At 46.0% G+C, this 14,441-nt stretch carries 8 protein-coding genes; 2 read left to right on the top strand and 6 right to left on the bottom strand.

Annotated features, from left to right (window positions below; genetic code table 11):
• Nucleotides 1–59: 59 nt before the first annotated feature.
• The 4 genes from ACMXYP_RS00810 to ACMXYP_RS00795 are packed head-to-tail and all read right to left on the bottom strand — an operon-like array spanning nucleotide 60 to nucleotide 8,660.
• Nucleotides 60–5,069 (bottom strand): DUF6701 domain-containing protein, encoded by a 5,010-nt coding sequence (locus ACMXYP_RS00810; RefSeq protein ID WP_415883114.1) that lies wholly within the window; start codon nucleotides 5,067–5,069, stop codon nucleotides 60–62.
• Nucleotides 5,070–5,116: 47 nt separating this feature from the next.
• Nucleotides 5,117–5,632, bottom strand: a complete 516-nt coding sequence (locus tag ACMXYP_RS00805; RefSeq protein WP_415883113.1) for a DUF501 domain-containing protein — start codon at nucleotides 5,630–5,632, stop codon at nucleotides 5,117–5,119.
• Nucleotides 5,633–5,679: 47 nt separating this feature from the next.
• Complete coding sequence (gene recG / locus ACMXYP_RS00800; RefSeq protein ID WP_415884696.1) at nucleotides 5,680–7,758, bottom strand: ATP-dependent DNA helicase RecG; 2,079 nt, start codon at nucleotides 7,756–7,758, stop codon at nucleotides 5,680–5,682.
• Complete coding sequence (locus ACMXYP_RS00795) at nucleotides 7,755–8,660, bottom strand: hydrogen peroxide-inducible genes activator (RefSeq protein ID WP_415883112.1); 906 nt, start codon at nucleotides 8,658–8,660, stop codon at nucleotides 7,755–7,757. The genes recG and ACMXYP_RS00795 overlap by 4 nt, the downstream gene beginning before the upstream one ends.
• 53 nt (nucleotides 8,661–8,713) lie before the next feature.
• On the opposite strand from ACMXYP_RS00795, the gene ACMXYP_RS00790 reads away from it, so the two are divergent.
• The gene (locus tag ACMXYP_RS00790) at nucleotides 8,714–9,580 is read left to right on the top strand and encodes an SDR family oxidoreductase (RefSeq protein ID WP_415883111.1); all 867 of its coding nucleotides are present in this window, start codon (nucleotides 8,714–8,716) and stop codon (nucleotides 9,578–9,580) included.
• 67 nt (nucleotides 9,581–9,647) lie between these two features.
• Entirely contained in the window at nucleotides 9,648–11,162 is a 1,515-nt protein-coding gene (locus ACMXYP_RS00785; RefSeq protein ID WP_415883110.1) for a diguanylate cyclase domain-containing protein, read from the top strand.
• A gap of 39 nt (nucleotides 11,163–11,201) precedes the next feature.
• Here ACMXYP_RS00785 and ppk1 read toward each other — a convergent pair whose 3' ends face one another.
• Nucleotides 11,202–13,352, bottom strand: coding sequence for a polyphosphate kinase 1 (ppk1, locus tag ACMXYP_RS00780; RefSeq protein WP_415884695.1), 2,151 nt, complete (start codon nucleotides 13,350–13,352; stop codon nucleotides 11,202–11,204).
• A 46-nt stretch (nucleotides 13,353–13,398) separates the two neighbouring features.
• Nucleotides 13,399–14,409, bottom strand: a complete 1,011-nt coding sequence (gene hemB / locus ACMXYP_RS00775) for a porphobilinogen synthase (RefSeq protein WP_415883109.1) — start codon at nucleotides 14,407–14,409, stop codon at nucleotides 13,399–13,401.
• Nucleotides 14,410–14,441: the final 32 nt, after the last annotated feature.

The raw sequence follows: 14,441 nt of genomic DNA, 5'->3' as shown, positions 1-14,441 counted from the left end.
TAAGACAGTTACAAAAAAGCAGGCCTTAAGCCTGCTTTTTTATTGCCTGAAATTCAGATCTATTGATAACGCTCCTGCCAGAAGATCATTCGATCATTACCGCGGGCACGACCAAAAGTAATAATCGCATCAGGCACACTGCTGTCATTGGCATTACCATCCTGATCCCAATCGTATCTTAACCACTCATCGATCGAAGACAGACCCACAGGGAAATACCCCGTATTGTCATCCCCGCCTGTACCTGCACCTGGAGCCGTGAAAATCAGGCTAAAATCACCTGATACCGCATCAGCATTTGTAGCGTCGATATTTAAATTACCTACAGTACTACCATCACCTACGGTTACCGTTCGATCTGCTTCCACACTGCTGATTGAATTACCGTTATAGCTAATACTCGCCAATGGGATGGCGGTACAACTATCATCTGTATTGCGAACAAACGCTGTACCATCCCAATACTGAAGTTCAAATGGCACGGGGAGATCCTCAGTTTCTGGACCATGGGCGGATTGCAGGATAACGCGACCGTAACGCAGCTCCGTACCACTCCCAAGGGCAATACCTGTACAACTTCCAACACAATCCCCTGCTAGATCTGGATCGATATTCAATGCTGAGGATGTAAAGTTACGATTATCCAATTCAGACGTTATCGACACACCTAACTGCAGCTGGGTATAGGGACCATCTTCTAACCCGGCAGAACCACCTTGGCGCTGGAAGATCAGATCAGTAATAGCAGTTGAGCTTACTGTCGTTCTATCAATTACACCCTCAGTCCAACCACTTAACGACATAGGCGTCGTGAGACGCGAGCTTAATTCATTACCATCGTCGCTATCCTCCGCGCTTAACTCCAATACTGCAGTATTGCTATAAAGCGCAAGGTCATAGTTTTCGGTCAGCTCACCATCAGCAGAACGTGCTTCAATCTTGTATTCAAGGGCTGAGAACGGCTGTTGCATATAGGTAAACGGAGTACATTGTTCCTGCACAGCTGATTCAGTCAGAACGAAGTGATCTGGATAGAAACGGCCAACCTTGCGGTATTCACTCCCTATATCCACTCCCGACTGAATATAATCACTCATCGACCCCTTAAGCTGGATACTCCCAACTTCATCATATTTCAGACCTACAGCAGAACCATTTGAAGTTCCGAGCGAGATAGTTGCAGTACCACCGCTGAAATTACCTAACTGCCCAGCCCCCGTATTTGGCGTAAAGAATGTTGTATCTGCAGATAGAGTTACAGATCCGGTAAAGTTTGGCGTAATACCATTATCAGTCAGATCCGCAATATTATCGGTTCCGCTTGTTTCCAGCAGCGTATTGCCATCAGTATCTATTGCATCGGGAATACCATCATTATTGGTATCCTCAGCAGCATCATAGAGGTAAGCATTAACTTCAACATCAAACGGCTCATCTGCAGCGGCAAAGCCAGAGGAGCTATCTGGCCCGGTTTCATCTCCACTCGGATTTGTACCACCAGAAGAAGAGATACTAGGGAAACCAAACCCAAATGGACGTACAACAAAGAGATTCGAATTACCTGTCATGACCGCTCCAGTATCTGGCACGGTATAACTCGCCTGTAACTGCATTTCACCTGCATCATTGTAGTTAAGACGGACCGGTGCTTTAGACTCAGTATCGAATGTCATATCAACAGATTTGAATGTTTCCGGTGTACCTGAATTGAGGTCTACCTCGGGGTTACTGCCACTTTTAACGTTAAAAGTACGCCCCGAAACACACGAAGTTGGGTTGTTACATTGAGCTGCCAGATTAATCGATAAAGTCGTACCATTTGGGAAGGCCGCCTGACACACACTCGGGTCTGCAGTCGTTGCTTCAACCGCCTGAAGATAAAGACTAGCCGCACCAAAACCAGCATCCGATGCTTTACCCGCAATCTGAGTCGGTATGGTCTCTACACCAGCACCATCAATAAAACGAAACCCCGCAAGGGTATAGGTAATATTAGGGTCGTCAGCTGCTATCCAACTCCCACTGTTCTCAGTAATGGAGCCATCCGTTACGTTAAAACCAAAAGTTTCGCTTGTACCACTTAAGATTGGATGGGCAAACTGAAGTACAGCCGTTTGCTCACCCGAAGCGAAAGTAAATGTAGCGACGCCATCATCAGAACTACCATTATCAAATGCCGATGTCCCACTCACGGCACCCACCCAGTTGCCTTTGCCTGAAGTAGCAGAGATCGTCATAGAAGCACTACCTGCGTCGACAGAACTATGAGAGCTATCGTGAGCTGAAACAGTAATATTTTCGATTAAGCAGGTCACACCACTTTGGTCATGGGTAATCGAGTAGTGGTCAATCGATGCTCCACAGCTACGTGGAGTACCATCCCAGTTATTGGAATTCATGATATTTGTGCGAATTTGAGCGATTTTACTCTGACTTAAGACGCTATCAAATATTAGAAATTCATCCAACAGTCCTTCCCAGTCCTGACTTATATCAAAGCCGCCACCCAAACTATCCTGATCCTGGCCAATGATTAAACCGCCAGTCATCACATCTATCGGGCTGTTATCATCACCATCCGTATGAGTTACACAGCCTTGACTAGCACCGTCGATAAAGAAACAGCTTTGTGCTGTAGATGCCTTACGTGTCCAAGCAAGCTGATGCCAATCACCATCGCGCATTGTGGAAGTAGCAGATAACCTCGTATTAGTCTGGAATGGCGATGCAGTGATAGTTGGCCAAAATTGGTCATTATTATCAAAATAAAAAACAGCCTCATTTGCACCTAAACTGCTATCAGCACTGGCCACAGACAAAATAGTGGAGTCATCCGAAGAAGTCGATTTAGCCCAAACAATCACCGTAAAATCTAACAATCCATCCATTGCGCCTTTATGCATAGAAAGGTAATCCGTTGCACTGTTTGCACTTAGGTCAACAGCATTACACAGCTGAGCATCATCGGTTGGTGAAGCATTAAACGCCGTACCGTGATAATCGTTACCACTGACATCTAAAATATCATCCACACCACTCCAGCTTGCTTCATCAAACCGCCAATCAGCCACAGGAGCTAGTTCTACAATTGGGCAACTTCGATCAGAGCCATCTAAATTTTTCCCTGCATCCTGAAGATCATAAATACTTGCCACGTCTGAGCTGGAAAGCGCCTCATCAAAAAAAAGTACCTCGTCCATCAAGCCATTGAAAGCCTGACTGGCAACAAAGCCACCACCAAGCGAATCTTGCTCTTGCCCTAAAATCAATCCGTTGCTTGCTATGGTGATATTATCAATTCCTAAAGTCCTGCAACCCTGTAAGACTTTATCAATGTATAAACAGTTTTGATTGCCTGATCGGGTCCAGACCAAATGCCGCCAACTACTGGTAGCAAAATTAGAAACTGAAACAGAGCCATTATTGACATTGTTTAAATGTGGTTCAAAATTTGTGCTGCTATTGAACCAAAAGATCAACTCATTAAAGGAAGATGAATTGGCGCCAGAGATTAAAGATTGATTATTAGTATTAGCGGTATTCACCCATGTGGATATCGTAAAATCGCCCTGATTGGCAAAAAGATCACCATCAACCCTTACGTAATCCGTTGTTTCTGTTGCAGTCAGATCAGCAGCATTACATATTTTCCCCGAGACCGGCTGGATACCACCAAATGCCTCACCATGATAACTCCCTGAAGAGTCTGCAACTTCATTAAGGCTTCCATCCCAGCTAGTTTCATCAAATCTGAATTCAGCTACAGGTGTTAAGGGTCCAGAAGATGGACAGGTTCGAGTTGAACCATCCCAGTTGTTGCCTGCTAACTGATTAGTATAGATTTGAGTAACGTGTGTCTGAGTTAATACCTGATCGTAAACTAAGACCTCATCTAACTGACCAGAGAAATACTCTGGGCTACCACCATTGTCTTCAATACGGCCGATACTATTAAAGGTATTTGAAATAATCCCTGAAGCAATCGTGCCAGTCGCATTTAAAGCCCCATCAATAAAGATCTGATAAGCGCCTGTATTAGCATCTCTAGTTAGAACAACATGACGCCAAGTACCATCATTGATTGATGATGAGGATTTAGAAGTACTATCATCGCCAATACTAATACCGATATTCCCAGAAAGGTCCAACCAGCCCCAGAAAATATCGTCTGTACTGCCACTAATCTCTATACCCGTTACACCCGGCGCGAGATAATCCGTTGAACTACCTAACTGATTAGTTTTAATCCAAAAACTCAGACTAGCTGTTCCTCGCAGAGCTGACAGATCAATGGCTTCTACGAAATCATCAGCACCATCAAAACTTCCGGAACGACAAACGGCACCATCTGAGACTGTAATGGCCCCACCCTGAGCCTGACCGTCATGATTATTCCCGGTATTGTCGACCACTTCATTGGCGTTTCCTTGCCATTGAAGTTCATCCATCCGAAATTCTATTTCAGGATCAGGGATGGGAGTATCATCTAAAGTTTCCAGATCAATTTTGATGTAGTTCGTGTCATGTCGAGCTGAGTGACCTCCATTTTGTCTGGGCCACCTGTTCACCGACAGAATATGTATCTCGTTACTACTTACATAATCGGATAAATTGGAAGAAACTGAACCCGCCAGAGTTGTAAAACCTGAAGAAGAAGTCGATGCTAAGGATTCAAAGTTCCCTGAAGAGAAATTACGAATATAGAGGACCGCCCCAGAATATCCACTTCGAGAATTGGCCCCGCGACCACTCCAAGTAGCTGTTATTCTGCTTAAATCAGCTGCACTTTCGCTAACCGAAAACTGATAGAGCATTTTTGCATAGTTGCCCCTACTGTTCGCCCACTGATATTCATAAGAAAAGTCATTTGTGTTAATTCCAGATCCTGAAAATGAACTTAAACCACTAGTCGATGTTAACGAGCCATTATCGCCCCGAAGAGAGACATGGCTACCAGAGCTAAAGTCATAAGTAACAGTAGCAGCCGAGACACTGAAGGAGCACAGCATTAGCAATGCGGTGAAAACAGCACAAACGCTGTAACCCAACCCGTCGTTGATCCTATGCATCAGCTCTCCTAAACAACATTTAACGCCTCTATAGACTATTCAGCCGATCAAATCGAAGCTTTGATATCCTTTAAACCATACCGTTCATCCAAGATTCGGCCAATCGCACTACCTTGCGCTAAGTGATAGGCATACTGCATATGTAAGCAGCGGATTTTGTCCCATTGCGAGATACCACCGATCCCATACTTACTGTACAACGGTGTAAAACCTAATTCCTCGATTCGCTGTTTCTGCTGTTCAGAAGCAGAAGCCCAACGAAGATCCACATAACGCTGCTGATCCGCTAAGTGCTCAGCACGAAGTGCTTCGTTATCCATCAATTCTTGTTCTAACTCTTTAACCGCACCTGCAGTTTCTATCTCAGCGATGGCTTGATAGATATCTTTACTGGCCATCCAATAAAGCGTTGGGAAAGGTTTATCATCAACCAACAGATCCATCTGCAACACTAATGGAACCTCTTGATCATTTTGTACAGCAATACCGGCTAAACCGCGCGGTTCACGACCCAACTGCTGTCGAATAATTTCTAACTGCTTTTCACTGGGTGAAATCAACACTACTACTCTCTATCTGTGACAAGCGAATAAATCGATTAATCTATTTATTATACATTACCGTAGTCTTCACCACGGCCCAGCCAACGTTCAACTAAGGAATCTGCAAAATCAGGCCATTCTTGCATCTGACCCGCCACCATCTTAACCCGAGTTAACAGATCTGAATCTCGTTGCAGATCGGCCATTTTAAACTGCATAGCTCCAGTCTGCCGTGTACCTAAAACCTCACCTGGCCCGCGTAACTGCAGATCTTTTTCCGCGATTTTAAAACCATCAGTGGTTTCACGCATTACAGTTAAACGTTCACGTCCCTGATTGGATAAAGGCGCGTGATACATCAGCACACAAAAGCTTTCTACAGAGCCTCGGCCCACTCGACCACGTAGCTGATGCAATTGCGCTAAACCTAAGCGCTCAGGATTTTCTATGATCATCACACTAGCATTAGGAACGTCCACACCTACTTCAATGACCGTTGTCGCGACTAAAAGGTCCAATTCAGCTGATTTAAACTGCTGCATAATCTCAGCTTTTTCAGCCGGCTTCATACGACCATGCACTAAACCTATACGTAGTTCAGGCAGCGCTACTTTCAGATCCTCAGCAGTTACTTCTGCGGCTTGGCATTGCAAAGCTTCAGACTCTTCAATCAGAGTGCACACCCAGTAAACTTGGCGCTTTTCAGCGCAGGCTTTTTGTACCCGCTGAATAACTTCGTCGCGGCGGCTATCGGCAATAACTACAGTATTCACAGGTGTTCGTCCCGGTGGCAACTCATCGATAATAGAGCAATCCAGATCGGCGTAAGCACTCATGGTCAGAGTTCGGGGAATCGGCGTAGCGGTCATGATTAACTGGTGCGGAGCTAACTCACCATTACGCCCTTTTTCACGCAGTGACAGCCTTTGATGCACACCAAAGCGGTGCTGCTCATCGATCACCACTAAACCTAGATCAGAGAAGACGACCTCTTCCTGAAAAAGCGCGTGCGTCCCGACAACAACTCGCGCCTCACCTGCTCTAATCGCTTCTAGTTGCGCCTGCCTTTGCTTACCTTTGAGCTTACCTGCCAACCACGCAACTTTAATATCGAGTGACTCAAGCCAGTTACTGAAGTTGATATAGTGCTGTTCGGCCAAAATCTCGGTCGGCGCCATAATCGCAGCTTGCAGACCACTCTCTACCGTTTGTAGAGCAGCCAATGCCGCCACGACCGTTTTACCTGAACCAACATCGCCCTGCACTAAACGCAGCATAGGATAAGCTTGCGCAAGATCGTTGGCGATTTCATTGCCTACGCGCTGTTGCGCGCCAGTTAACGGGAACGGTAGCTGATCTAAAAAGGCTTGTTTAAGTTGTCCTGTTCCCGGCAGTTCAGGCGCACCTTTTTGACGTGCTTTTTGACGTAATTTCAACAAAGAGAGGTGATGAGCGAGTAGCTCTTCAAACGCCAAACGGCGCTGAGCAGGGTGCATACCGTCCAACAAAAGGTGCTGGTCTACATCGACTGGAGGGCGATGAAGATAAGCTACGGCATCATTCAAACTTGGGAACTGCCAGCCTTGTCGCAATTGATCAGGCACAAGCTCTTGCAGGCCACCCTCTTTCAGATAGTTAAGCGCTTGATCAGTCAGAGCTCGTAAACGTCCCTGATGCAGACCTTCTGTGGTTGGATAGATCGGCGTTAGGTTCTCTTCTACTGGCACCAAATCATCGTTATCCACCCGCTTATATTCAGGATGGACGATCTCCAAACCATTTGCACCGGTACGTGCTTCACCAAAGCAGCGAATACGAGTACCAGGTTTTAAGTTATTTTTCTGAGCAGCTGTGAAATGAAAGAAACGTAGCGTTAGTGACCCCGTGCCATCTTGAATACGGCACAATAAACTGCGGCGGCGACCTTTGCTGATATCCGCCAGCTTCACCTCACCCTCAACCACGCACTCATCACCGGGACGTAACGCCCCCATAGGCACAATTCGCGTGCGATCTTGGTAACGCAGAGGCAGATGAAACAATAGATCCTGTAGATTTTGAATACCAAGGTTATTCAGCTTCTGCTCTAACGCAGCGCCAACACCTTTTAACTCTGTGACAGGAATAGAAGCAAGTAACAAACTTATTTACCGCCTGCAGGATCAAAAGAGGCAATCGCTTCAACCAACACATCGATCGCTTGCGGACGTGGAAAGCTAGCACGCCAAGCCACCCCAACCGTGCGTTCTGGCACTGGTTCTTGGAAAGGTCGTGTTACTACCATCTCTGATTTACCCGTTCCATATACAGCGGATTGCGGCAATACGGAACAACCTAAGCCAGAACCAACCATCATACGGATAGTCTCTAGAGAGCTACCCTCGGTAATCGTATGTTGAGTATTAATCGCTTGATTCAACGTTGGGCAGGATTCTAATACCTGATCCCTAAAACAATGCCCTTCGCCCAATAACAACAGCGGGGTATTAGGTAGATCTTCACTATTAATCTTTTTCTGCTGCGCCCAAGGATGGCCCACTGGCATCAGCATTTCGAAATGCTCATCGTATAGAGGGCGCGTCAGAATATCCGGTTCTTGGAATGGCAGCGCTAAGATAATTGCATCCAGCTCACCGTTACGGATCTTAACTCGCAGGTTCTCAGTGAAGTTCTCTTCGATATACAGCGGCATATCAGGCGCAAGCTTTTGCACCTGAGAAACCAGATGAGGGAATAAGTAAGGTCCAATGGTGTAGATCGCGCCTACGCGAAGTGGGCTTTTCAGCTGATCTTTGCCCTCAAGCGCCAGATCTTTGATGGTATCGGCTTGCTCAAGCACGCGCTGCGCCTGTTGCACCACTTTATCACCTACAGGTGTGACGCGAACCGAGTTTTTACTGCGTTCAAACAGTGGTACACCCAACTCATCTTCAAGCTTTTTGACCGCTATAGACAAGGTAGGCTGACTGACAAAGCACTTTTCAGCCGCATGACCAAAATGCTGTTCTCTCGCCAAGGTAACAATGTAACGCAATTCTGTAAGGGTCATCCGGCCTTATCCTTTGCTATGATAGGTCTGTGATTTTCGGAGGCTTAACCTGTATGCAACAAGCAACTATTCTCATCGTCGGCTGCGGCGATGTTGGCTCAACTCTTGGACAAATGTTATTAAATCAAGGGCATAAGGTATTTGGCCTACGTCGTAATATAAACCAGCTACCGCAAGGCATCCAAGGAATAAGCGCTGATCTCACAAATTTAGAGAATTTAAAAGCGGCTCTGGCGGAAATAGACGACTGTCATATCCTTGTCTACACAGCAGCGGCAAGCAGTCATGATGAAGAAGGTTACGAAGCAGCCTATGTGGCTGGCGTGCAAAACACCCTAAATGCACTACCCTCTAAACCTAAACATCTATTCTTCACATCCAGCAGCGGGGTTTACCACCAAAACGATAGTGATTGGGTGGATGAAACGAGCCCCTGCGAACCTAAATCTTTTAGTGGCAAGATCATGCTTAAAGGTGAACAACAGGTTTTAAGTGCTGATCTACCAAGTACAGTGGTTAGATTTAGCGGCATCTATGGCCCCGGAAGGAATCATCTAATCAGCCGTGTCAGAAGAGGTGATATAGCCCCCGCTAAACCTGAGCATTTCAGTAACCGCATTCACCGTGACGATTGCGCTGGCGTTTTAAACTTTCTCATTACGAAAGTACTTAATGGCGAAACAGTAGATCCATGTTATCTGGCCAGTGATAGTAGCCCAGTCACTATGCATGAGATCACAACTTGGTTAGCAAATAAAACCAAAAGCGCAATCACTTCAGAAACCGTTTCTCGTCGCGCAGGCAGCAAACGCTGCTCAAATACAAAGCTAATTAAAGCAGGCTATACGTTCAAATATCCGACATATATAGAAGGTTACAGTAATTTAATAGATCTTGATCAAGAATCCCTCGATAAATAAAACTAAAGCTCCTGCATACTGTAGTTTTTGATACAATCGCGCCCTCAATTCAGCAGTATTTTATAGTATGCAGCAGTATCGCAATCTTATTCTTGGTTTTGTCCTGATCATTACCTTAATGACAGGCTTAGGCGGCTTCAGTCTCTACCACCTCAATAACATCTCGAAAGACGTCGAAAACATCTATAACCACCCATTTGCTGTGAGCAATGCTGGGCAGTCGATCCAGACTCTAGTGTTTGCGATGCACCGCGATATGAAAGATGTGGTATTGGTAAAAAATACGGAACAGTTAAAAGCTACGTTAGAGCAAGTGCACCGCCAAGAACAGCAAGTTCTCAAAGAGTTCGACATTATCTTTGAGCGCTTTTTGGGTAACAAAGTCACGATTAAACAGGCCTACCAAACCTTTATTGAATGGAAACCGATTCGTGACGAAGTAGCCAAATTAGCTTTGGCTGGTGAAACTGAAAGAGCCGCTGAGATTACCCGAGCCAAAGGTGCTCAGCATGTCGACAAGCTTCTTTCCGAAGTGCACGAGTTTGTTCTCTTTGCCCAGAACAAAGCCGAAGAATTTCATCAACAGTCATCGGATAATAGAGACCACTCTATCTACGTGGTAGCTACTATTGGTTTCTTAACGATTGTTATCTCTCTTCTGATTGCAATCAAAGTGACCCGTTTGATTATGCGTTCAAACAAAGCTTTATCGCAGCGAGAACATCTGATTGACCAGAACATCATGCTGGCAAACCTTGATACACAAGGCGTGATTATTGATGCCAGTAATGCCCTCTGCCGTTTCCTCGACACAACCAAAGAAGAACTGATCGGCAAGCAAAGTAATTTTTTTGATAATTCAGATACTCACAGCATGCTATCGGAGCAGATCTGGAAAACAATCAAAACCGGTAAAACATGGCAAGGTGAGATACGTCATATCAACGACGATGGCTTAATGCATTGGGCAAACTCGCGCATTTTACCCAATATTAATGAACGCTATCAGATAACCGGCTTTACAAACCTACTGCAGGATTCAACCAGCAAGAAGCTATCGATTACAGATAAGCTCACCACACTGCCAAACCGCCGTAGTTTTGAAGATGTGTTAGAGCGCGAAATTAAGCTCAGCTACCGTCATGGCACAGCAATCGCGTTAGCTATTCTGGATGTAGATTTCTTCAAGCTTTACAACGACACCTACGGTCACCCGCAAGGGGATAAGGCCCTGCGAGATATCGCGAACTGCATCAGAGGCAGCCTACGCAGACCTTCCGATTTTGCCTTTCGCATCGGGGGTGAAGAGTTTGCCATCATCATTACAGAACAAGATGCAGCTAAGGCCCAAGCTTTCCTAGATCGTATTCGAGCAGAAGTGGAAGCACTGCATATTCCTCACGAGAAGAGCACTGTCAGCGACTATGTAACTATCTCTATTGGTGCCTACTGGAGCGCGGGCAATCAGATTTCTGATAAAAATGAACTGTACACGGAAGCGGATAAAGCGCTGTATCTAGCAAAGAACAATCGCAACCAGTTAGTTGTTCATAACCATCAGAGCTATGCGAAAAGCGCTTAACAGCCTTACTCGATAAGTAAGGCTATTTATTAGATACAGCTACTTAGCAAACTCTTCTAATAGAGCTTGCTGAGCAGAGAAAACCTCTTCCTCTTCACCCGGCTGGTTCTGAATATAACTACCGTCCGCCTGAAGCTCCCAGCTCTGGCAGTTATCTTTCATGTAGTAATCCAGCTCGCGCTTTAAACGCTCACTATGTTTTCCAAAGACTTGGAAACCCGTTTCTACACGGTTAAGCATGTTACGTTCCATCCAGTCAGCGCTGGCACAGAACACTTCCGGTTTACCGTCATTACCAAAATAGTAAACGCGCGTATGCTCTAAGAAACGGCCGATGATGGAGCGAACTTTGATATTTTCAGACAGCCCCTCAATACCCGGACGTAGACGACACATACCACGGATAATCAGATCAATTTGAACACCAGCTTCCGCTGCTTCGTATAGGGCACGGATCATCTTAGGCTCAGTCAAACCGTTCACTTTGACCATGATATGACCTGGCTTACCAGACTTAGCTAAGCGGGTCTCACGACGGATCAGTTCGATCATTTTAGAGTGCAGGGTAAATGGGGCTGTGTATAACTTTTTCAGCTTCTGAATCTTACCCATACCCGTTAGCTGTTGAAAAACCTTGTGGACATCTTCGCCCACCTCTTGATCCGCAGTCAGATAACTGTAATCAGAATACAGGCGCGCTGTACCCGAGTGATAGTTACCCGTACCTAAGTGAGAATAACGTACTAAGTGATTCTCCTCTTCTCGTACGATTAACATCGCTTTAGCGTGGCACTTGTAACCAACAACACCATACACAACCAAACAACCCGCCTCCTGCAAACGTGAAGCAAGATGTAGATTACTCTCTTCATCGAAACGTGCACGCAGTTCAATAACTACGGTTACCTCTTTACCGCTACGCGCCGCTTCTACTAATGCATTAACGATATCGGATTTTACCCCAGTTCGATAAAGAGTCTGTTTTATCGCTACGACATCAGGATCTTTCGCTGCCTGACGCAGTAGATCAACCACTGGTGAAAAGGACTGGAATGGATGTAACAATAATTGATCATTCGCCCTTAAGGCATCGAAAATATTGTCACCTTTAAGCTTACCAGGCATGCCGGGAGAAAATGGCTTCCAGCGCAGATCATTCCGCTCCACTAAATCACGCACAGCCATAAGGCGGGTCAAGTTAACAGGACCATCCACCCTATAAGTTTGCGATTCATCCAATTTGTACTCTTTCTGTAGGAAAGCGATCAACTCTTCTGGTGTTCGCTGGTCCACTTCCAATCGAACTGCATCACCGTACTTACGCGAGTGCAACTCACCCCTCAGGGTATTTACCAGATCCTCAACCTCTTCCACATCGAAGGTCATATCGGCATTACGTGTGATACGGAACTGATAACAACCTTTAACCTTCATCCCTGGGAATAGCTCATCCGCAAATTCGTGGATAATCGAGGATAAGAAGATTAGGTTATCTCCACCATCACAGAGGTTGTCTGGTAGACGGATCAAACGCGGCAAAGAGCGCGGAGCCGGAATAATCGCCATGCCAGTTTCACGGCCAAAGGCATCTTTACCATCCAGCTCAACGATAAAGTTAAGGCTCTTATTCACTAAACGTGGGAAAGGGTGTGAAGGGTCCAAACCAACCGGGCTGATGACCGGCACAACACGATCATAGAAGTAAGACTGCACCCACTCTCTCTGCTCCGGCGTCCATAAGTGACGACGGATAAAATGGATCTCTTCCTTTTCCAACTCAGGAAAGATCGTTTCATTCAGGATCTTATATTGGCGGTCTACGGTCAGGTGACAGATTTCGCTAATACGCTGCAACACCGTACGTGGGTGCATTGCATCAGGACCAACTGCCTCACGACCATATTTCAACTGAGTCATCTGCTCAGCAACACGAATCTCGAAAAATTCATCCAAGTTACTGGAGAAGATCAACAGGAACATCAACCGTTCTAGCAACGGGTGCTGCTCCTCTAATGCTTGTTCTAGAACTCGGATATTAAACTGCAGATGGCTGAGTTCACGGTTGATATAGAGCTCGGGCACCTTCAGATCAACCGGTGTTTCCTCTACCTCTTGCTCTGTTGTTGCAACATTTTCACGGCTCTCTAATAACGCCGCTGCTGCTTCGCTCTGTTCCGCTGATTCAACCATCACGCTGTTTTCTCTCCCTAATTCTTTAACGACTACAGAATAAAGTTTAGTCGTTTAATATCTGTGCGACGCGTTTCGCAAAATAAGTCAGGACGCCATCAGCCCCTGCACGCTTAAACGCCAACAGGGATTCAAGCATTACGCTACGCTCGTCTAACCAACCGTTTTGGAAAGCCGCTACATGCATCGCATATTCACCACTCACCTGATAAACATAGGTTGGTGCTTTTAATTCATCTTTAACTCGACGAACGATATCCAGATACGGCATACCCGGTTTTACCATCACCATATCTGCACCTTCCGCTAGGTCCAGTGACACTTCGTGTAGCGCTTCATCACTGTTAGCAGGGTCCATCTGGTAACTAAACTTGTTACCTTTACCAATGTTCGCCGCAGAACCTACTGCATCTCGGAAAGGACCATAGTAAGCACTTGCATACTTAGCGGAGTACGCCATAATCAAGGTATTTACAAAACCATTACTTTCCAGCTCATCACGGATACCACCGATACGGCCATCCATCATGTCGCTTGGTGCAACAATATCAGCACCTGCTTCGGCGTGAGATACCGCCTGCTGGATCAAGGTATCAACAGTGCGATCATTCAACACATAACCATTTTCATCGATAATGCCGTCCTGCCCGTGAGTCGTGAACGGGTCCAGTGCAACATCGGTCATGATCCCCATCTCTGGGCAGGCATCTTTGATTGCTTTCACTGCACGCTGAGCCAGACCATCTGGGTTGTAGGCTTCTTCTGCCAACTCAGATTTCGCATCCATCGGTGTTACAGGGAACAACGCCATCGCCGGCACACCTAAAGAAGCAAGCTCTTTCGCTTCTTTTACCAGCAGATCAATACTCATTCGCTCGACGCCAGGCATAGACGCGACTTGCTCAGTTTGATTTTGACCTTCAATCACAAAGACGGGATAGATCAGATCATCTGGCGTTAAAACGCTCTCTCGCATTAGACGACGGGAAAAATCACTGGCACGCATACGACGCATACGTGTTTCTGGGTAAAAGCGCTGGCTGTTATTAAAGGACACGGCATCTTCCTTAGGTTACAAGATGAATATGA

Source organism: Neptuniibacter sp. QD34_54, from assembly GCF_047778055.1.
GTDB lineage: Bacteria > Pseudomonadota > Gammaproteobacteria > Pseudomonadales > Balneatricaceae > Neptuniibacter.
This window is presented reverse-complemented; position numbering and strand designations above follow the sequence as displayed.